The sequence below is a fragment of the Pseudonocardia humida genome (assembly GCF_023898865.1).
Classification (GTDB): domain Bacteria; phylum Actinomycetota; class Actinomycetes; order Mycobacteriales; family Pseudonocardiaceae; genus Pseudonocardia; species Pseudonocardia humida.
Genome location: NZ_JAGSOV010000059.1, coordinates 1 through 19,267 on the forward strand (window position 1 = coordinate 1; position 19,267 = coordinate 19,267).

The 19,267-nt window shown below is 76.5% G+C and carries 20 protein-coding genes and 1 pseudogene; 17 read left to right on the plus strand and 4 right to left on the minus strand.

The window, feature by feature from the left end; translation table 11 throughout:
* The first annotated feature begins 233 nt into the window (after positions 1–233).
* From KDL28_RS27335 to KDL28_RS27355, 5 genes are all read left to right on the plus strand, one after another.
* Positions 234–638 (plus strand): DUF948 domain-containing protein, encoded by a 405-nt coding sequence (locus KDL28_RS27335; RefSeq protein WP_252443056.1) that lies wholly within the window; start codon positions 234–236, stop codon positions 636–638.
* The gene (locus tag KDL28_RS27340) at positions 635–973 is read left to right on the plus strand and encodes a hypothetical protein (RefSeq protein WP_252443058.1); all 339 of its coding nucleotides are present in this window, start codon (positions 635–637) and stop codon (positions 971–973) included. The genes KDL28_RS27335 and KDL28_RS27340 overlap by 4 nt, the downstream gene beginning before the upstream one ends.
* Positions 974–1,062: 89 nt before the next feature.
* Positions 1,063–3,723 (plus strand): alanine--tRNA ligase, encoded by a 2,661-nt coding sequence (gene alaS / locus KDL28_RS27345; protein ID WP_252443060.1) that lies wholly within the window; start codon positions 1,063–1,065, stop codon positions 3,721–3,723.
* Between the two features lie 8 nt (positions 3,724–3,731).
* Complete coding sequence (ruvX, locus tag KDL28_RS27350) at positions 3,732–4,184, plus strand: Holliday junction resolvase RuvX (RefSeq protein WP_252443062.1); 453 nt, start codon at positions 3,732–3,734, stop codon at positions 4,182–4,184.
* Positions 4,185–4,261: 77 nt separating this feature from the next.
* On the plus strand, positions 4,262–5,749 hold the full coding sequence (locus KDL28_RS27355; protein WP_252443064.1) for an endolytic transglycosylase MltG: 1,488 nt from the start codon (positions 4,262–4,264) through the stop codon (positions 5,747–5,749).
* A 19-nt stretch (positions 5,750–5,768) separates the two neighbouring features.
* Here the strand turns inward: KDL28_RS27355 and KDL28_RS27360 are convergent, their stop codons facing one another.
* Positions 5,769–6,524, minus strand: a complete 756-nt coding sequence (locus tag KDL28_RS27360; protein WP_252443066.1) for a TioE family transcriptional regulator — start codon at positions 6,522–6,524, stop codon at positions 5,769–5,771.
* Between the two features lie 89 nt (positions 6,525–6,613).
* On the opposite strand from KDL28_RS27360, the gene KDL28_RS27365 reads away from it, so the two are divergent.
* A complete protein-coding gene (locus tag KDL28_RS27365) occupies positions 6,614–7,924 on the plus strand; it encodes an erythromycin esterase family protein (protein ID WP_252443068.1) in 1,311 nt (436 codons plus the stop codon).
* Between the two features lie 103 nt (positions 7,925–8,027).
* On the opposite strand, the gene KDL28_RS27370 is transcribed toward KDL28_RS27365, so the two are convergent.
* Positions 8,028–8,891, minus strand: coding sequence for a spermidine synthase (locus KDL28_RS27370; RefSeq protein WP_252443070.1), 864 nt, complete (start codon positions 8,889–8,891; stop codon positions 8,028–8,030).
* Between the two features lie 101 nt (positions 8,892–8,992).
* Between KDL28_RS27370 and KDL28_RS27375 the strand changes: the two genes are divergently transcribed.
* From KDL28_RS27375 to KDL28_RS27400, 6 genes are read left to right on the plus strand one after another with little or no spacing between them, the layout of a single operon-like run.
* Positions 8,993–9,334, plus strand: coding sequence for an urease subunit gamma (locus KDL28_RS27375; RefSeq protein ID WP_372497083.1), 342 nt, complete (start codon positions 8,993–8,995; stop codon positions 9,332–9,334).
* Positions 9,331–9,630 (plus strand): urease subunit beta, encoded by a 300-nt coding sequence (locus KDL28_RS27380; RefSeq protein ID WP_252443074.1) that lies wholly within the window; start codon positions 9,331–9,333, stop codon positions 9,628–9,630. Before KDL28_RS27375 ends, KDL28_RS27380 begins: the two co-directional genes overlap by 4 nt.
* Complete coding sequence (locus KDL28_RS27385; protein WP_252443076.1) at positions 9,627–11,360, plus strand: urease subunit alpha; 1,734 nt, start codon at positions 9,627–9,629, stop codon at positions 11,358–11,360. Before KDL28_RS27380 ends, KDL28_RS27385 begins: the two co-directional genes overlap by 4 nt.
* 22 nt (positions 11,361–11,382) lie before the next feature.
* Positions 11,383–12,126: an urease accessory protein UreF gene (locus KDL28_RS27390; RefSeq protein ID WP_252443078.1), complete on the plus strand. Its 744-nt coding sequence runs from the start codon at positions 11,383–11,385 to the stop codon at positions 12,124–12,126.
* Complete coding sequence (ureG, locus tag KDL28_RS27395) at positions 12,116–12,787, plus strand: urease accessory protein UreG (protein WP_372497085.1); 672 nt, start codon at positions 12,116–12,118, stop codon at positions 12,785–12,787. Before KDL28_RS27390 ends, ureG begins: the two co-directional genes overlap by 11 nt.
* Positions 12,784–13,614, plus strand: coding sequence for an urease accessory protein UreD (locus KDL28_RS27400; RefSeq protein ID WP_252443080.1), 831 nt, complete (start codon positions 12,784–12,786; stop codon positions 13,612–13,614). Before ureG ends, KDL28_RS27400 begins: the two co-directional genes overlap by 4 nt.
* Here KDL28_RS27400 and KDL28_RS27405 read toward each other — a convergent pair.
* The gene (locus KDL28_RS27405) at positions 13,602–13,967 is read right to left on the minus strand and encodes a VOC family protein (RefSeq protein ID WP_252443083.1); all 366 of its coding nucleotides are present in this window, start codon (positions 13,965–13,967) and stop codon (positions 13,602–13,604) included. The genes KDL28_RS27400 and KDL28_RS27405 overlap by 13 nt on opposite strands.
* 261 nt (positions 13,968–14,228) lie before the next feature.
* Between KDL28_RS27405 and KDL28_RS27410 the strand changes: the two genes are divergently transcribed.
* Positions 14,229–14,897 carry a prepilin peptidase gene (locus KDL28_RS27410; protein ID WP_252443085.1) on the plus strand — a complete coding sequence of 223 codons (669 nt, stop codon included), beginning with the start codon at positions 14,229–14,231 and terminating at the stop codon, positions 14,895–14,897.
* Between the two features lie 61 nt (positions 14,898–14,958).
* Positions 14,959–16,128 (plus strand): chorismate synthase, encoded by a 1,170-nt coding sequence (aroC, locus tag KDL28_RS27415; RefSeq protein ID WP_252443087.1) that lies wholly within the window; start codon positions 14,959–14,961, stop codon positions 16,126–16,128.
* Between the two features lie 58 nt (positions 16,129–16,186).
* On the opposite strand, the gene KDL28_RS27420 is transcribed toward aroC, so the two are convergent.
* A complete protein-coding gene (locus KDL28_RS27420; RefSeq protein WP_252443089.1) occupies positions 16,187–16,633 on the minus strand; it encodes a hypothetical protein in 447 nt (148 codons plus the stop codon).
* Positions 16,634–16,969: 336 nt separating this feature from the next.
* On the opposite strand from KDL28_RS27420, the pseudogene KDL28_RS27425 reads away from it, so the two are divergent.
* The 3 genes and pseudogenes from KDL28_RS27425 to aroQ form a co-directional block, all read left to right on the plus strand.
* Positions 16,970–17,491 (plus strand): annotated as a pseudogene (locus KDL28_RS27425) (shikimate kinase); the annotation flags it as partial.
* A 182-nt stretch (positions 17,492–17,673) separates the two neighbouring features.
* Positions 17,674–18,768: a 3-dehydroquinate synthase gene (aroB, locus tag KDL28_RS27430; RefSeq protein ID WP_252443234.1), complete on the plus strand. Its 1,095-nt coding sequence runs from the start codon at positions 17,674–17,676 to the stop codon at positions 18,766–18,768.
* Between the two features lie 23 nt (positions 18,769–18,791).
* Positions 18,792–19,250 carry a type II 3-dehydroquinate dehydratase gene (gene aroQ, locus KDL28_RS27435; protein ID WP_252443236.1) on the plus strand — a complete coding sequence of 153 codons (459 nt, stop codon included), beginning with the start codon at positions 18,792–18,794 and terminating at the stop codon, positions 19,248–19,250.
* The last annotated feature ends 17 nt before the right edge of the window (positions 19,251–19,267 follow it).

Here is a 19,267-nt window from a genome sequence, read left to right on the forward strand (position 1 = left end):
CCCCCGCGGGGGGGGGGGCCGCGGGCGCGCCCCCCCGCGGCCCCCCCCCCCCCCCCCCCCCTCGCGCCGTCCCGGGCCCGCCCGTGATCTTCGTCCGGGTCCGGCCGCCCTGCTGACCGGGCGACACGGCCCGAACCCGGGGGCGGGGCCGCCGGGCCCGGGAGTAGCCTGTGCACGTTCCGCCGGCCGGGTTCTCCGCGCCGGCGCATCCAGCTGGAGTACGGGGAGGCTACGTGTCGGTGGGCCAGATCGCGGCGCTGATCGCGGCGGGGGCCTTCGTGGTCCTCGTGCTGTTGCTGGCCGTCCCGTTGCTCAAGCTGGGCCGCACGCTCGACGAGGCCACGGTCGCCATCCGCAAGGCGCACGAGGGCAGCGCCCCGCTGCTGGAGGACGCCCAGACCACGCTCAGCGTGGTCAACACCCAGCTCGAGCGGGTCGACGGGATCACCTCCAGCGCCCGCGCGGTGACCAGCAACGTCTCCGTCCTGACGTCGCTGTTCACCGCCACGCTGGGCGGCCCCCTGGTGCGGGCCGCGGCGTTCTCCTACGGGGTCAACAAGGCGGTCAAGGCGCGCCGCGCCGCCCGCGACGCGGGCGACGCCCGTCCGGGCGGGCGGCGGAACCGGCGGCGGCGGTGAAGCGGCTGTTCTGGCTGGGCGTCGGCCTGGCCGCCGGGTCGTACGTGGCCCGGCGGGCCAACGCGGCGGCGCAGGCCCTCACCCCGGCCGGCGTCGGGGCCAACCTGGCCGACGGCCTGCGCGAGCTCGGGGCCGGTCTCGGCGCCTTCGGTGCGGAGGTCCGGGCCGGGATGAACGAGCGCGAGCAGGAGCTCTCGGCGATGGTCGAGCGGCAGACCGGGGCCCGGCTGCCCACCTACGTCGACGCGCTGCAGGAGCCCGCTCGCAGTGCACCTCCCGCCGTCCGCGGCCGGCGGCCCGCGCCGCGCGCACGAGCGCGCCGGGCAGGGGCGTGACGCCAGGCGTCCGTGCCCTGCCGTTCCGCTGCCCTCCCCGGTGGGCCCGGTAGGTCGCCCACCGTCCATCACCAGACGAAGGCACCACCGTGCAGACCCACGAGATCGCCCGCCGGTTCACCGAGCACTTCGTGACCGCCGGGCACACCCGCGTCCCCAGCGCCTCGCTGATCCTCGACGACCCGACCCTGCTGTTCGTCAACGCCGGCATGGTCCAGTTCAAGCCCTACTTCCTGGGTGAGGCCCCGCCGCCGTACCCGCGGGCCACCTCGATCCAGAAGTGCGTGCGCACCGGCGACATCGACGAGGTCGGGCGCACCACGCGGCACAACACGTTCTTCCAGATGGCCGGCAACTTCTCCTTCGGCGACTACTTCAAGGCCGGGGCGATCGAGCACGCCTGGAACCTGGTCACCGGCAGCCGCGACGCCGGCGGCTACGGCTTCGACCCCGACCGCATCTGGCCGACCGTCTACCGCGACGACGACGAGGCGTTCGAGCTGTGGCGGCGGATCAGCGGCCTGCCCGCGGAGCGCATCCAGCGCCGCGGCGGCAAGGACAACTACTGGGACATGGGCGTGCCCGGTCCCGGCGGGCCCTGCTCGGAGATCTTCTACGACCGCGGGCCCGAGCACGGCCGCGAGGGCGGCCCGGTCGCCGACGAGGACCGCTACATCGAGATCTGGAACCTCGTGTTCATGCAGGACGTCCGGGGCGAGCTCAGCCCCAAGGACGAGCACCCGCCGATCGGCTCGCTGCCCAAGAAGAACATCGACACCGGGATGGGCATCGAGCGGGTCGCGTGCCTGCTGCAGGGCGTGGACAACGTCTACGAGACCGACCTGGTCCGCCCGGTCATCGCCCGCGCCGAGGAGTTCTCCGGGCGCCGCTACGGCGCCGACCACGAGGACGACGTGCGGTTCCGGGTCATCGCCGACCACGCCCGGTCCGGAGTGATGATCATCGGGGACGGCGTGACGCCGTCCAACGAGGGCCGCGGCTACGTGCTGCGCCGGCTCCTGCGCCGCATCGTGCGCTCGGCCCGGCTGCTGGGCGTGCGCGAGCCGGTGCTGCCGGCCTTCGCCGAGGTCGTGCGCGACGCGATGGCCCCGTCCTACCCGGAGCTGGCCACCGACTTCGAGCGCATCCGGGCCGCGGTGCAGGCCGAGGAGGAGGCCTTCCTGCAGACCCTGACCGCGGGGTCGCGGATCTTCGACACGGCCGTGGCCGAGACCAAGCGCCAGGGAGCGCTCGTGCTGCCCGGCGACCGGGCCTTCCAGCTGCACGACACCTACGGCTTCCCGATCGACCTCACCCTGGAGATGGCCGCCGAGGCCGGGCTGCAGGTCGACCGCGACCGGTTCGCCGCCCTGATGGACGAGCAGCGCACCCGGGCCAAGGCCGACGCCCGCTCCCGCAAGGTCGGCCACGGCGACGGGTCGATCTACCGCACCGTGCTCGACCGGGCAGGCGACACCGAGTTCCTCGGCTACACCGACCTGGCCGCCGAGGCCACCGTCGTGGGGCTGCTGGTCGACGGCGCGGCCTCGGCCGCGGCCCACGAGGGCGACAGCGTCGAGGTCGTCCTCGACCGGACCCCGTTCTACGCCGAGTCCGGCGGCCAGCAGGCCGACACCGGCCGGCTGCGCGGCGCCTCGTTCACCGTCCGGGTGGACGACGTCCAGTCGCCGGTCCCGGGGCTGCGGGTGCACCGCGGCACGGTCGTGGCGGGGGAGGTCGCGCTCGACGCCGCGGTCGTCGCCGAGGTCGACCGCGCCCGCCGGGCCTCGATCTGCCGCTCGCACACCGCGACCCACCTGGTGCACGCCGGGGTGCGCGGCGCGCTGGGCCCCACCGCCGCCCAGGCCGGCTCGCTCGACGCGCCCAACCGGCTGCGCTTCGACTTCACCTCGCCCTCCGGCGCCGTCCCCCCGGCCGCGCTGGCCGAGATCGAGGACGAGGTCAACACGGTCCTGCAGGAGAACCGCGAGGTCCAGGCCTACGAGACGTCCATGGACGAGGCCCGCAGGATGGGCGCGATGATGCTGTTCGGCGAGAAGTACGGCGACCGGGTGCGCGTGGTCGACATGGGCGACTACTCCCGCGAGCTGTGCGGGGGCACGCACGTGACCCGCACCGGCGAGATCGGCATGGTCAAGGTGCTGTCCGAGGCCTCGATCGGCTCGGGCGTGCGGCGGGTGGAGGCCCTGGTCGGGCTGGACGCCTTCCGCCACCTGTCCAAGGAGCACCTGCTGGTCTCCACCCTGGCCGACCAGCTCAAGGCCCGTCCCGAGGACCTGCCCGACCGGGTCGGGGCGCTCGTCGAGCGGCTGCGCAACGCCGAGCGCGACCTGGAGAAGGTGCGCGCCGACGCGGTGCTGTCCTCTGCGGGCGAGCTGGCCGCGGGGGCCGAGGACGTCGGCGGTGTGGCCCTGGTCGCGGTGTCCGCCCCCGACGGCGTCGCGGGCAACGACCTGCGGGCGCTGGCCTCGGACGTGCGCGCCCGGCTGGGCGCCCGCCCCGGTGTGGTCGCGCTGTTCTCGGCCGACGGCGCCAAGGTCTCCTTCGTGGTGGCCACCACCGCCGCCGCCCGCGACCGCGGGCTGGCCGCGGGCAAGCTGGTCCCGTCGTTCGCCCCGGCCGTGGGCGGGCGCGGCGGCGGCAAGCCCGACCTCGCCCAGGGCGGGGGCACCGAGCCCGCGGGCGTCCCGGCCGCCGTGGAGGCCCTCCGGGCCGCCGTGCGCGGCTGAGGCCGGCCGTGGCCGAGGGAGCCGCCGCGGTCCCGGGCCGCGGTCGGAGGCTCGGGATCGACGTCGGGTCCGTCCGGGTCGGGGTCGCGCTCTGCGACCCGGACGGCCTGCTGGCCACCCCGCTGGTCACGGTGCCGCGCGACGTCGAGGGCGGCACCGACGTGCGCGCGATCGCCGACCTCGTCGCCGAGCACGAGGTCGTGCAGATCGTCGTCGGGCTGCCGCGCACCCTCGCCGGCCGGGAGGGTCCGGCCGCCGAGGCCGCCCGGGCGTTCGTCGACGGGCTCGCCGGTGTCGTCGGCGTGCCGATCGTGCTGTCCGACGAGCGGCTCACCACCGTCGTGGCGACCCAGCAGATGCGCGCGAGCGGCCGCAAGGGCCGTCGCCAGCGCGCCGTCGTCGACCAGGCGGCGGCGGTCGCCATCCTGCAGGGGTGGTTGGACTCGGGACGGTCACGCTGAGCGCGCGCAGTTGACGTCTTGACGACATGAGCGTGCCCGGATCGGCGCGGCGCTGCGGCACCTCTTATGTTCGGCGGGTGCAACCGGACAGATGGGACCCGCCCGCGCCGCACCACGGCGGTGGTGGCCCCGGGGGTGCCGGCCCGTCCGGACGCGGGCTCGTCGAGCCGACCCCGATCCGCGGCCGCCGCGCCGGGGGCGGCGGCCCCGCCTGGAACCCCGCTTGGGACGCCCCCGACGAGGCGCCCACCGGCCCGATCCGGATGCCCGACGGCGGCGCTCGCGCCGCGCGCGGCGACGCACCCGGTGAGCCCGCCGACGCGCTCGGCGTCGACGACCCCGCCGACGGCGGCTACGAGACCCACGACGAGTACGGCGAGTACGACGACTACGGCGGGGTCGACGACGAACCCCCGCGCCGGCGCGGGTCCGGCGGCGGGCGCCGCGGTCGCGGCCGCCGGTCCGCCGTGCTGCTGGCCGCGGTCCTGCTACTGCTCGGCGGCCTGGCCGGCGGCGGGTACTACGTGTACTCGTCGTACTTCTCCACCCCCGACTTCACCGGCGACGGCGCGGGCGACGTCATCATCGAGGTCCAGTCCGGCGACTCGACCACCCAGATCGGGCGCGAGCTGCAGGAGCGGGGCGTGGTGGCCAGCGTGGAGGCGTTCACCGACGCCGCCAGCGACGAGAGCCGCATCCGCTCCGTGCAGCCCGGCTTCTACCAGCTGCGCGCCGAGATGTCCGGGCGCGCCGCGGTGGCCCGGCTGCTCGACCCGGTGGCCAGGGTGGGCCAACTGGAGATCCGCGGCGGCGTCCAGCTCGACGACACCAGCGCCCCCGACGGCACCGTCGCCCCCGGCGTGCTCAGCCTGATCTCGAAGGCGAGCTGCACCACCGTCGACGGCGCCGAGCGCTGCGTCTCGGTCGACGACCTGCGCGCCGCCATGGCCACCACCGACCCGGCCACCCTCGGCGTGCCCGAGTGGGCGCTGGAGGACGTGGCCAGGGCCGACCCGAACCGCAGGCTGGAGGGCCTGCTCGTGCCGGGCCGCTACAACGTCCTGCCCAGCACCTCCCCGCAGGAGGTGCTGCAGGACCTGCTGGCCGCCTCCGCGTCGAAGCTGGAGGCCACAGGCCTGGTCTCCGGCGCGCAGGCCATCAGCTCCACGCCCTACCAGGTCCTGACGATCGCCTCGCTGGTGGAGAAGGAGGCGATCACCCCGGACATGCCCAAGGTGGCCAGGGTGGTCTACAACCGGCTGGGCGCCGGCCAGCGCCTCGAGCTCGACTCGATGGTCAACTACCCGCTCGACCTGCAGGCCCTGCGGACGACCCCGGAGGACCGGGCCCGCCCGGGGCCCTACAACAGCTACCTGGTCACCGGGCTGCCGCCGACCCCGATCTCGGCGCCGGGCCCGGAGGCGATCGCGGCGGCGCTCGCGCCGGAGCAGGGCCCGTGGTTCTTCTTCGTCCGCTGCCAGAACGACGGCGTGTCCTGCTTCGCGACCACCTTCGACGAGCACCAGCAGAACGTGGTGCTGGCCAGGCAGAACGGGGCGTTCTAACCGGAGCGCCAGCGGCCGGTCACCGGCCCGGCGGGCGCGGTGGCCAGGTGCCGGGCGCGGTGTCGGGGTCGTCGGGGACGCAGACCGCCAGCGCGGCGGCCGCCACGAGCATCGCCCGACCGCGCGCGGTGAGCCGGCGGCGCCAGCCCGCGAGCGCCGCGGTCAGCGCCTCGACGCCCCCGGCCGCGCGGATCTGCTCGACGACCGGAGCGATCTGGGCGAGCGGGTACCCGCCCCGGCGCAGCTGGTGCACCAGGCGGGCGTCGCGCACGTCCGCGGTCGTGTAGGTGCGGTAGCCCGTGCGGGGGTCGCGGGCGGGCACCACGAGCCCGGCGCGCTCCCACTTGCGCAGGGTCGCGGGGTGCACGCCCAGCCGGTGGGCAAGCGAACCGACGAGCAGGCCCGCCGGTACCGCCTCCGGCGCGGCCGCGCGGTCGGCGAGGGCGCGCACGGCGCGGTCGACCGCCGCGAGGGTCTCGCGGTCCTCCCGCAGCCGGGCGTGGCCGTCGTCGACGAGGGCGAGCGCGGTGTCGACGTCGCCGCCGTTGACCGCGCGCATGATCGCCGTGGCGGTCGCGTGGCCGTGGGCCGGGACGAGGGCGAGGAAGGCGCGCAGGGCGTCGGCGTGGTGGGGTCGGTAGACCCGGTAGCCGCTCGGGGTGCGCTCGGACGGCGCCAGGACCCCGTCGGCCTCGTAGTTGCGCACGGCCTGGGTGGACAGCCCGTGCTCGCGGGCGAGGTCGACCGGGCGCAGGCGGGGTCCGTCGCGGTCCACGTTCTCCTCCCGGTTGCGGGCTCCGGCCGCGCATCCTGCCGTTCTGGCGACCAAGTCTCAACAGAGGGTTCAACGATACGGTCGAAGCCATGACCGATGCTGACCAGCTGGCCACCGCGACCGGACCACGGCTCGCCGACGTCGGGTGGCGACTGGGCGAGGGCGCCGACGACCTCGCCGAGGCGCTCACCTCCTTCCTCGACGGGCTGGCGCGCCCACCGCGCCTGCTGGGCCTGGGGGAGCCCACTCACCTCGCCGAAGAGCTGCCCCTGCTGCGCAACCGGGTGTTCGAGCAGCTCGTGGAACACGCCGGCTACCGGTCGATCGCGCTCGAGAGCGACTGCCTCGCCGCCCTGACCGTCGACGACTACGTGGCAGGCGGCCCGGGCGAGCTCGACGAGGTCGTGGCGGCGGGGTTCAGCCACGGCTGGGGCGCTGCCCCGTCCAACCGGGAGCTGGTGGCCTGGATGCGGAGCTGGAACGCCGCGCACGACCCGGACGACCGGTTGAGGTTCGCCGGCTTCGACGGGCCACTGGAGATCGCCTCCGCCCCCTCGCCCCGGGCCGCGCTGCTGGGTGCGCACGGATTCCTCGCCGCGCACGTCGACCCCGCCCTGCTGCCGGCCCACGCGGCCACGATCGAGCGGCTGGCCGGCGCCGACGACCGGTGGGCCCGGTCCGAGGCGATGATGGACGCGGCGCGCTCGATGGGTGGCGACCCCGAGGTGGCCGAGCTGCGCCTGATCGCCGACGACCTCCTCGGGCTGTTCGTCTCGCAGCTCCCCGAGCTGGTCGCGGCCACGTCGGCGCGTGCGGTGGACCGCGCGCTCCTGCACGCCCGCACGGCCGCCGGGCTGCTGCGCTACCACGCCACCATGGCGGTGGACTCCCCCCGGCGGATGAGCCGGCTCAGCGGCCTGCGCGACGCGATGATGGCGGACAATCTCGCCGCGCTGGTCGAGGCCGAGTCCGACCGCGGGCCGACGCTGGTGTACGCGCACAACACGCACCTCAAGCGCGAGATCAGCACCATGCAGCTGGACTGGGGCCCGTTCACCGAGAAGATGCTGTGGTGGGGCGCCGGGGCGATCACCGCGACCAGGCTGGGCGAGGACTACGCCTTCGTCGCGATGACCGTGGGGTGCGGCCCGGAGCGCGGGCTCGGCGCTCCCGAACCGCGGACCGTCGAGGGCGAGCTGGCCGCGCTGGGGGAGGGGCCCGTCCTGGTCGACGCCCGGCGGTTCGCCGCCGCCCTGCGCGCGAGCTCCCGCCGGCCCGTGGCGCGCGAGGACACGACCACCGACCGCGGCTACTTCGGATTCGACCCGGAGCACCTGGGCAGCGTGCAGGGCATCGTGCACGTCGAGCGGATCGGACCGATGATCCCCTCGCCGTACTGAGGGCTCAGCGGGCTCAGCGGGCTCAGCGGGCTCAGCGGGCTCAGCGGGCTCAGCGGGCTCAGCGGGCTCAGCGGGCTCAGCGGGCTCAGCGGGCTCAGCGGGCTCAGCGGGCTCGGCCGAAGAAGCCGGGCGGGGGCAGCGGCGAGGGCGTCGCCGCCCGGTCCCCGGGGGCCGTCGCCCCCGCCGCGAACCGGGCCAGCGGCTCGCCGGTGAGCACCCGGGCGGGGAACGGGTCGGCGGCCACCCGGCGGGCCAGGTCGAGGGCCGGCACCTCGCCGTTGCCCCCGACCAGCACGAGGTTGCCGAACCGCCGCCCGTGCAGCACGTCGGGGGAGGCGACCACGGCCACCTCGGCGAACACCCCCGCCGCCGCGGCGACCTGCGTGCGCGCGAACGCCAACGCGCCGCCGTCGGCGACGTTCGCGGCGTACACGCCGTCGACGTCCAGCATCGCCGCGGCCGCGCGCACGAACTCCGCCGACGTGAGGTGCGCCGGCGTCCGCGCCCCGGCGAACACGTCGAGCACCAGCAGGTCGACCGACGCCGGGGCGATCCGGGTGAGCGCCGCGCGGGCGTCGCCGACGAGGACGTCGATGCCCATGCCGTCGGCGGGGAGCCGGGAGCCGACCAGGTCGACGAGCGCGCCGTCGATCTCCACCACCCGCTGCGGGGAGCCCGGCCGGGTGGTGGCCAGGTACCGCGGCAGGGTCCACGCCCCGCCGCCGAGGTGCAGCGCGCGCAGCGGGCGCCCGACCGGGGCCAGCAGGTCGACCAGGTGCCCGAGTCTGCGGACGTACTCGAACTCCAGGTGGGTGGGGTCGTCGAGGTCGACGTGGGACTGCGCGGTGCCGTTCACCAGCAACGTCCAGCCCGCGGGGCGGTCGGGGTCGCCGACGAGCTCGGCGTGCCCGTGGTCGACCTCCGCGCGGACGACCGCCCGCGCGACCCGTCCTCCCCGCGACCGCATCCCTCGATCCTTCCCCGTCCGGCCGGCCCGCCGCACGGCGGCACGGACGTAACACCCGCGACACGCACCCGACACTCTGCGTTCTTAGCGTTGCCGGGCGGATGATCGCGCCGGCCGATCCCCGACCGGAAGGAGCCGAGGTGCTGCTGTCCCCCCACGAGCAGGAGCGGTTGCTGCTGCACGTCGCCGCAGGTCTGGCGCAGCAGCGCCGCGACCGCGGCCTGCGGCTGAACTACCCGGAGGCCGTCGCGCTGCTGAGCAGCTGGGTCCTGGAGGGCGCCCGTGACGGGCGCAGCGTCGCCGAGCTGATGACCGGCGGGCAGCAGGTGCTCACCCGCGACGACGTCATGGACGGCATCCCGGAGATGATCAGCTCGGTGCAGGTGGAGGCGACCTTCCCCGACGGCACCAAGCTCGTCACCGTCCACCGGCCGATCCCGTGATCCCCGGCGGGTACGAGCTGGCCGACGAGCCGGTGCCGATCGACCGCGCGCGCACCGCGATCACCGTGGTCAACTCCGGCGACCGGCCCGTGCAGGTCGGCTCGCACTACCACTTCGCCGCGGCCAACCCGGCCCTGCTGTTCGACCGGGACGCGGCCACCGGGAAGCGGCTGGCCGTCCCCGCGGGCACGGCCGTCCGGTTCGAGCCGGGCATCGAGCGCACGGTCGAGCTCGTCGAGCTGGGCGGCACCGCCACCGTCCCGGGCCTGCGCCTGCCCGAGGGGTGGCGGCCGTGACCGGTCCGGGACCCTGGGTCGTCGACCGGGCCCGCTACGCCGAGCTCTACGGGCCCACCACCGGCGATCGCGTGCGGCTGGCCGACACCGACCTGCTCGTCGAGGTCACCGAGGACCGCTGCCGCGGCCCGCACGGGGGCGACGAGGTCGTCTTCGGCGGCGGCAAGGTGATCCGCGAGTCGATGGGCCAGGCCCGCGCCACCCGCGCCGAGGGCACCCCGGACCTGGTCATCACCGGTGCGCTGGTGCTCGACCACTGGGGCGTGGTGAAGGCCGACGTCGGCGTGCGCGACGGGCGGATCGTCGCGCTGGGCAAGGCAGGCAACCCCGACATCATGGACGGCGTCCACCCCGACCTGGTGATCGGCCCGTCCACGGAGATCATCGCGGGCAACGGGATGATCCTCACCGCGGGCGGGGTGGACTGCCACGTCCACCTGATCTCGCCCACGCAGATCCCCGAGGCGCTCGGCTCCGGGATCACGACGTGGATCGCCGGCGGCACCGGCCCGGCCGACGGCACCAAGGCCACCACCGTCACCCCGGGCGCCTGGTACACGGCCCGGATGATGCAGGCCCTGGACGGCTGGCCGCTCAACGTCGCGCTGCTGGGCAAGGGCAACACGGTCGGCGTCGAGGCGCTGCGCGAGCAGGTGCTGGCCGGCATCGCCGGGTTCAAGCTGCACGAGGACTGGGGCTCCACGCCCGCGGCCATCGACGCCTGCCTGCGGGTGTGCGACGAGTCCGGCATCCAGGCCGCCATCCACACCGACACCCTCAACGAGGCCGGCTACGTGCAGGACACGCTGGCCGCCATCGCCGGGCGGGGCATCCACGCCTACCACACCGAGGGTGCGGGCGGCGGGCACGCGCCCGACATCATCACCGTGGCCGGGCAGCCGCACGTGCTGCCCAGCTCCACCAACCCGACCCGCCCGCACACCGTCAACACCGTCGACGAGCACCTCGACATGCTGATGGTCTGCCACCACCTCAAGCCCAGCGTGCCGGAGGACCTGGCCTTCGCCGAGAGCCGGATCCGGCCGTCGACGATCGCGGCCGAGGACCTGCTGCACGACATGGGTGCCATCTCGATGATCGGTTCGGACTCGCAGGCCATGGGCCGGGTCGGCGAGGTGCCGCTGCGCACCTGGCAGACCGCGCACGTGGGCAAGAAGCGCTGGGGCGCGCTGCCCGGCGACGGGCCGGCCGACAACCTGCGCGCCCGCCGCTACGTCGCCAAGTACACGATCTGCCCGGCCGTCGCGCACGGGCTCGACGCCGAGGTGGGCTCGGTCGAGGTCGGCAAGCTCGCCGACCTGGTCCTCTACCAGCCCGCGTTCTTCGGCGTCCGGCCGTCGCTGGTGCTCAAGGGCGGCATGATCGCCTACGCCGCGATGGGCGACGCCAACGCCTCCATCCCCACCCCGCAGCCCGTGCTGCCGCGCCCGATGTTCGGCGCCGCCCCGAGCGCGGCCGCGGCCACCTCCATGCACTTCGTGTCCCAGGCCGCGCTCGACGACGGCCTGGCCGACCGCCTCGACGTCGCGCGGCGCCTCGTGCCGATCAGGGGCACGCGCGGGGTGGGCAAGGCCGACATGCCCGGGAACGACGCGCTGCCCCGGATCGAGGTGGAGCCCGACACGTTCACCGTCCGGATCGACGGCGAGGTCGTCGAGGCCGCGCCGGCGACCGAGCTGCCCATGGCCCAGCGCTACCACCTGTTCTGAGGCGGCGATGACGAGCGTTCCGATGGGGTTGCTGCTGCTGGCCGACTCGCGCCTGCCCGCCGGCGGGCACGGGCACTCCGGCGGGATCGAAGCGCTGGTCGACCGCGGCCTGCTGCGCTCGACCGACGACCTGCACGCCGTGCTGCCGGCTCGGGTGCGCACCACCGCCGCGGTACCCGCCGGCGCCGCCGCCGCCGCGTGCGCGCTGGCCACCCCGCCCTCCCGACGTCAGGAAAGCCACCATCAGGACACCCGGCGTCCTGATGGTGGCTTTCCTGACACGGGGCAGGGGTGGCGGCGGTGGGACGCGGCGGGGTCGGTGCGGATGGCGCCGGCGGCCGCGCTGCGCGACGCGTCGCGGGCGCAGGGCGCGGCGCTGCTGCGCACGGCCGGGGCGGCCTGGCCGAGCCCTGCGCTGGACGCGCTGCGAGCGCTGCGCCGACCGCACCACGCGCTGGTCCTCGGGGCGGCCGCCGCGGCGGCGGGGGCCACGCCGGCACAGGCCGCCGCGCTCGCGGTCCACCACTTGATCGGGGGCGCCTGCACCGCGGCGGTGCGCCTGCTCGGCCTCGACCCGCTGGCGGTCGGCGCGCTGGCCGCGCGGGCGGGGCGGCAGGCCGAGCCGGTGGCCGCCGGGGCCGCGGACGCCGCGCTGGCGGCGGTCGCGGCCGACGACCCCGCCCTGCTCCCGACCGACGGCAACCCGCTGGCCGACGTGCTGGCCGAACTGCACCACCGATCGGAGGCGACCCTCTTTGCGTCGTAAGCACCGTGACGACCTGCTCACCGCCCACGTCCCCACCCCGCTGCCGGCCGGTCCGGCCGGACCGCTGCGCGTCGGCATCGGCGGCCCGGTCGGCGGCGGCAAGACCGCGCTGGTCGCGGCGCTGTGCCGGGCGCTGCGCGACCGGATGTCGATCGTCGTGGTGACCAACGACATCTACACCACCGAGGACGCCGACTTCCTGCGCCGCCACGGCGTGCTGCCCGACGAGCGCATCCGCGCGGTGCAGACCGGCTGCTGCCCGCACACCGCCATCCGCGACGACATCACCGCCAACCTCGACGCCGTCGACGAGCTGGTCGCCCGGCACGACCCGGACCTGGTGCTGGTGGAGAGCGGCGGGGACAACCTGACCGCGACCTTCAGCTACGGCCTGGTGCACGCCCAGATCTTCGTGCTCGACGTGGCGGGCGGCGACAAAGTGCCGCGCAAGGGCGGGCCCGGGGTCACCCGCTCGGACCTGCTGGTGATCAACAAGATCGACCTGGCCGAGCTGGTCGGCGCCGACCTGGACGTCATGCGCCGCGACGCCGCCGAGGTCCGGGGCGAGCGGCCGACGGTGCTCGTCTCGCTGCGCCGCCAGCCCGACGCCGGGCCCATCGCCGACTGGGTGACCGGCCTGGTGGCCGCGCGCCGCGGATGAGCGCACCCCCCGCAGCCCCCACCGGGCGGACCGCGCTCACCGCCGCCGCGACGCTGCGCGCCGAGCCGGCCGCGGGCCGCCCGCGGCTGCGCTGGTCGCAGGCCTGGCCGGTGGTCATCCGGGCCACCGGCGCCGACCGCGTCCACCTGGTGCACGGGGCGGGCGGCCCGCTCGGCGGCGACGACTTCTCCCTCGACGTCGAGGTGCTGGCCGGGGCGTCGCTGCGGGTGCGCAGCGCCGCGGCGACCCTGGTCCAGCCCGGGGCGGCGGGCGGACCGGCGCGCTGGGGCGTCGCCGCCGACGTCGGCGCGGGCGGGTTCCTCGACTGGGCGCCGGAGGCCACGGTGGTGTGCGACGGCGCGACCATGCGCTCGCGCCTGCGGGTGCGCCTGGACGCGACGGCCGGGGCCGTGCTGCGCGAGCTGGTGGTGCTCGGCCGCCACGGCGAGCGCGGGGGGCGGCACCGCGGCGAGCTGCTGGTCGACGTGGCGGGCGAGCCGCTGATCGCGCACACCACCGAGCTGGACGGGGCCGACGAGGTCCTGCGCGGCCCCGGCGGCACGGCGGGCGCCCGGGCGGTCGGGACGCTGCTGGTGGCCGGGACGGCCCACACGGCACCGCACACGGGGACCCACATGGCGACCCACGCGGTGGCCGACGCCGCGGCTCCGGCGGCCGAGCGCGGCGGGGAGGCCCCGGGCGTGCGCTGGGCGTGGACCGAGCTGGCCGGGCCGGGCCGGCTGCTGGTCGCGGTGGGGGAGCCGGGCGCGGTGGGCGCGCAGCTCGACCGGCAGGCCTCGGCGCCGGCGCGGGCTCAGCGGTCGTAGGCCACCGGGTGGCGGGGCTCGTAGAGCGTCATCTCCCCGGCCCCGGGCACGTCCAGCGCGATGGTCAGCCCCCACCCGTCGTCGCGGACCGGGCGGGTGAAGCGGGCGCCCTTCGCGGTCAGGTCCGCGACGGTGCGCTCGATGTCGTCGCACATGAGCGTCACCTGGTGGTGGGCGGGGGCGCCCGGCGCCGGTGGACCGGCCGGGTGCGCGGCCAGCTCCGACGGACCCGTCGCGAAGATCAACCAGCCGTCGCCGGCGTCGACCGCGGGGAAGCCGAGCACGTCGCGGAAGAAGGCGCGGGCGGCGTCGGCGTCCTCGGCGTGGACGAGGGCGTGCACAGCGGTGATCACGCTGCGGAGCGTAGCCGCAGCGGGGCGCCTGGTCAGCCTCGTGCCGGTGCCGGATCGGCGGCGTTGGCTCCACGCCGAGCGCCGCCGCTGTACCACAGCGGGCCGACGTTCCGGCCGATGCCGGCGTTCCCGCGGCGTGCCCGTCCCCAACCGCCGGGTTGTCCACAGCCCGGCGGGACCAGCTGGCCCCGCGCGCCGCCCCCGCCCACCATCGACGGCACGCCGCGGTGTGGGCCGTGGTAGCCGGGGATCGGGGGAGTGATGGCGGGGAACGTGCTGGTCGTAGCGCTGGTCGGGGGCATCGGGGCGGTCGTGGGAGCGGCCGCGGGGTGGGTGGCGCGCCGCCTCCTGGCCCGGCTGGCGCGGGGAGTCGTGCTGCGCGGACCGTGGTGCGAGGTCGCGCTGGCGGTCGGGTGGGGGGCCGTCGGGACCGGGTGGGCGAGCGGGCGGGTGCCGGGCCCGTGGCTGCCCGCGCTGCTCGGGCTGGGCTGGCTCGGTGTCGCGGTGGCCGCGGTCGACCTGCGCCACCGCCGCATCCCCGACGCGCTCACCCTGCCCGCGCTGCCCCTGGCGCTGCTGTGCACGCTGCCGCTCGGCGTCGGTGTCACGGCCCGCGCGGCGGCCGGGGCGGCGGTCGCCGCGGCCGCGCACGCCGCGGTCCACCTGCTCTCGCGGCGGGCGCTGGGGGCAGGCGACGTCAAGCTCGCCGCTCCGCTGGGCGCGGTCCTGGCCGCGGCGGCCTGGCCGGCGGTCCCGCTGGCCGCGCTACTGGCCGCGCTGCTCACCGCGGGTGCCGGGGTGGTCGGCCTGGTCAGCGGGTCCGTGCGGCGGGGCGCGGCGATCGCGCACGGCCCGTCGATGGTGCTGGCCGCCGGTCTGGTCACCGCCTGGCTCGTGACCACCCCGACCGGGCTGCCCCCGCCGGGGTGACGACCGGTGCCCGGTCGGGCGAGCGGCGGACCCGGTCGGGGCGGGTGAGAGACTGGGCGCCGTGCTGCGCTGGATCACCGCCGGGGAGTCCCACGGTCCCGCACTGGTCGCCGTGCTCGAGGGCATGGTGGCCGGGGTCGGGATCACCACCAAGGAGCTGGCCGCCGAGCTGGCCAGGCGCCGCCTCGGCTACGGCCGCGGCGCCCGGATGAAGTTCGAGGCCGACGAGCTCGAGGTGATCGGCGGCATCCGCCACGGCGTCACCCAGGGCGGGCCGGTCGCCGTGCGCATCGGCAACTCCGAGTGGCCCAAGTGGGAGACGGTCATGGCCGCCGACCCGGTCGACCCCGACCTGATCGCCAACCGGGCGCGCAACGCCCCGCTCACCCGCCCCCGCCCCGGGCACGCCGACCTGGCCGGCATGACCAAGTACGGCTTCGACGACGCCCGCCCGGTGCTGGAGCGGGCCAGCGCCCGCGAGACCGCGTCGCGGGTGGTGCTGGGCACGGTGGCCAAGGCGTTCCTGGCCCAGGCGTTCGACGTCGCGATCGTGTCGCACGTGGTGGCGCTGGGTGCGGCCGAGGCGCCCGACGACGCGGCGCCGGGCCCCGGCGACCTCGAGCGCGTGGACGCCAGCCCGGTCCGCGCCTTCGAGGAGGCGACGACGGCGGCGATGGTCGCCGAGGTCGACGCGGCCCAGAAGGACGGCGACACCCTCGGCGGCGTGGTGGAGGTGATCGCGTACGGGCTACCGGTCGGCCTGGGCTCCTACGTGCACTCCGACCGCCGCCTCGACGCCCGGCTGGCCGCGGCGCTGATGGGGATCCAGGCGATGAAGGGGGTGGAGATCGGCGACGGTTTCCGCACCGCGCGGCGGCGGGGCAGCGCCGCGCACGACGAGATGGTGCCCGGCGACCCGGTGAAGCGGCTGTCCAACCGGGCGGGCGGCATCGAGGGCGGCATGACCAACGGCGAGCCCGTGCGGGTCCGGGCGGCGATGAAGCCGATCTCCACGGTGCCGCGGGCGCTGCAGACGGTCGACGTGGCCACCGGGGAGGCGGCCACGGCCATCCACCAGCGCTCGGACGTGTGCGCGGTGCCGGCGGCGGGTGTCGTGGCCGAGGCGATGGTGGCGCTGGTGCTGGCCGACGCGGCGCTGGAGAAGTTCGGCGGCGACTCGCTGGCCGAGACCCGGCGGAACCTGCGTTCCTACCTCGACACCACCGGCTGACCGGGGCGGGCCCGGCGCCGCCGGGCCCGTTGGTGTCGGGCCAGGTGCCGGGCGGCGCTCAGGTGCGGGGGCGGCGGGGGTGCTGGCCGGGGCGGCGCCCGCGGCGGGTGGCGGCGCGGAAGGCCGCGGCGCGGTCCGCGGCACGCTCCGGGCGCACGACGCGCTCGGCCGGGTCGGCGGGCACGGCGGCCTCGGGCTCGCCGGGCACCCCGGACCGCTCGACGGGCCGGTCGGCGAGCCCGCCGGGACCGCGCTGCAGGGCCTGGCCGAGCCGGCTGGAGAACGCCGTCGGGCCGGTGGGCTCGGCCGCCTGGTCCTCGGTGGCCGTCGGCGCGGCGAACGCCGAGAACGGGGTGCCGTCTCCCGCTCCGCCGCGCTCGCGCAGCTGGGGCTCGAGGTGGGCCTGCTGCCGGCGGCGGGGCAGGGGCAACTGCTCGCGGGCGGGGGGCAGCGGATCCTCGGTGGATCGGGGTCGAGGGTCGAGGGGCTCGGGCCCGCGGATCACGAGGCACTCCTCACTGCCGTCCGGGTATGGCTGGGGACCGTACCGGTCGGCGCCAGGTCGTGCTCGACCTGCGCTCGGCGCGTCTTCCGGCGTTCGTCCCCCGCGGCGGCGATCCGCTGCGGTCCCGTTGCCGGGAGCCCCGACCCAGTGCCCGCCGGAACCGAACGAACGGTGCCCGACGGCCCGTTCCCCCGTATGCGGACAGTAGCCGATGGCCCGGACGGGGGGCACAGGTCCCGGGCGCCGGATGCGCTGAGTGAGCGGGGTCCGTCGGCGGTCGGTCGGCCACCGGGAGGAGCGGTAGCGATCAGTAGGGTGGGCGGTATGACGACCCCGATTCGGCCCGTAGTGGTGCTGGTCGGTGCCCCCGGTGCCGGCAAGACGACCGTGGGGCGGGTGCTGGCCCGCCGTCTCGGGGTGGGCTTCACCGACGTGGACGCGGTGATCGTGGAGCGGATCGGCAAGCCGATCGCCGACATGTTCCTGGAGGAGGGCGAACCGGCCTTCCGGGAGCTGGAGCGGGCGGTGGTGGCCGAGGCGCTGTCCGAGGTCGACGGCGTGCTGGCGCTGGGCGGCGGGTCGGTCCTCGACGAGCGCACGCGGCTGCTGCTGCGCGGGCACCGCGTCGTGCACCTCACCGTCGGCCTGACCGACGGCCTGCGCCGCACCGGGATGTCCACCGCGCGCCCGCTGCTGGCCGGGGTCAACCCGCGGGCGACGTTCCGCGCGCTGCTGGAGGCCAGGGCCCCGCTCTACCGCGAGGTCGCCACGATCGAGGTCGACACCACGCGGCGCAGCACGAACCAGGTCGCCCGGGCCGTGCTGGAGGCGATCGGGGAGAGCCCGGCAGGCGCCGACGATCCCGCCGACGACGGCGTCGACGAGTCCGGCGACGCCCTCCACGACACCTTCCACGGGCCCGAGTCGGCGAGTTCTGCGGCGACCGACCACGCGCACGCGCAGGACCTGGGGATGCCGGCCGTGGTCCCGGCAGCCGACCCGGCCCGGCGGGCCCGGTGAGCGGCCCGGCGCGGGGAGCGCTGGACGAGGTCGTGACCATCGAGGTGGCCTCGGCCCAGCCCTACCCGGTGCTGATCGGCCGGGGGGTGCGCGCCGAGCTCACCGCCACGGTGACCGGCCTCGGCGCGGCCAAGGCCCTGCTCGTGCACCAGCCGCAGCTGGCCGGGGTGGCCGAGGCGGCCCGCGCCGAGCTGGTCGCGGCCGGGGTCGACGCGCACCGCGTCGAGATCCCCGAGGCCGAGGACGGCAAGGCGCTCGCGGTGGCCGGGTTCTGCTGGGAGGTCTGCGGCCGCGTCGGGCTCACCCGCCAGGACGTCGTCGTCTCGCTGGGCGGGGGCGCGGCCACCGACCTGGCCGGCTTCGTGGCCGCGACCTGGATGCGCGGCGTCCGGGTGGTGCACGTGCCGACCACGCTGCTGGCCATGGTCGACGCCGCGGTCGGCGGCAAGACCGGCATCAACACCGCGGCGGGCAAGAACCTGGTAGGCGCGTTCCACGAGCCGTCCGCCGTGCTGGTCGACCTGGCCGTGCTGGACACGCTGCCCCCCGCCGAGCTGGTCGCGGGCAGCGCGGAGATCGTCAAGACCGGGTTCATCGCCGACCCGGTGATCCTCGAGCTGATCGAGGCCGACCCGGGCGCGGCCCTGGACCCGGCGGCGCCGGTGCTGGCCGAGCTGGTGCGCCGCTCGATCCGGGTCAAGGCCGACGTGGTCGCGGCCGACCTGCGCGAGTCGCACCTGCGGGAGATCCTCAACTACGGCCACACCCTCGCGCACGCCATCGAGCGCCGCGAGGAGTACCGGTGGCGCCACGGCGCGGCGGTCAGCGTGGGGCTGGTCTTCGCCGCGGAGCTCGCGCACGCCGCCGGCCGGCTGGACGCGGCCACGGCGCGGCGCCACCGCGGCGTGCTGACCTCACTGGGGCTCCCGGTCGGCTACCCGGCCGAGGCGTTCCCCGAGCTGCTCGAGTCGATGCGGGGCGACAAGAAGGCGCGCGCGGGCACCTTGCGCTTCGTCGTGCTGGACGGGCTGGCCGAGCCGGGCAGGCTGGAGGGCCCGGAACCGGAGCTGCTCGAGCGCGCCTACGCCGCCGTCGCCACCGGGGTGGCCGGGTGAGCGCCCAGGACGCCCAGGAGGCGCTGGCGGCCCAGCCGCGTCGGGTGCTGGTGCTCAACGGGCCCAACCTGGGTCGGCTGGGCCGCCGCGAGCCCGCCGTCTACGGCGCGACCACCCACGCCGACCTGGTCGCGCTGTGCGAGCGGGCCGGGGCCGAGCTGGGGCTGCTCGTGGAGGTGCGCCAGACCGACCACGAGGGCGAGATGATCGGCTGGCTGCACGAGGCCGCCGACGCGTCGCTGCCGGTCGTGCTGAACGCGGGCGGCTGGACGCACACCTCGGTGGCCCTGCGCGACGCCTGCGCCCAGCGCACCGCCGACCTGGTCGAGGTGCACATCAGCAACGTGCACACCCGCGAGGAGTTCCGCCACCACTCCTACATCTCCGCGGTGGCCAGCGGGGTGATCGTCGGGCTGGGCGTGCCCGGCTACGCGCTGGCCCTGCGCTGGCTGGCCGAGCAGCCGCGGGCCGACCCGGCCTGAGCCGGCCCCACGGCGGC

Excerpts from the sequence above, each read along its gene's own strand:
- KDL28_RS27365 (WP_252443068.1), top strand. The coding sequence starts at position 6,614 with ATGACCGATGCTGACCAGCTGGCCACCGCGACCGGACCACGGCTCGCC.
- KDL28_RS27370 (WP_252443070.1), bottom strand. The coding sequence starts at position 8,891 with ATGCGGTCGCGGGGAGGACGGGTCGCGCGGGCGGTCGTCCGCGCGGAG.
- KDL28_RS27375 (WP_372497083.1), top strand. The coding sequence starts at position 8,993 with ATGATCGCGCCGGCCGATCCCCGACCGGAAGGAGCCGAGGTGCTGCTG.
- KDL28_RS27390 (WP_252443078.1), top strand. The coding sequence starts at position 11,383 with ATGGGGTTGCTGCTGCTGGCCGACTCGCGCCTGCCCGCCGGCGGGCAC.
- KDL28_RS27400 (WP_252443080.1), top strand. The coding sequence starts at position 12,784 with ATGAGCGCACCCCCCGCAGCCCCCACCGGGCGGACCGCGCTCACCGCC.
- KDL28_RS27410 (WP_252443085.1), top strand. The coding sequence starts at position 14,229 with ATGGCGGGGAACGTGCTGGTCGTAGCGCTGGTCGGGGGCATCGGGGCG.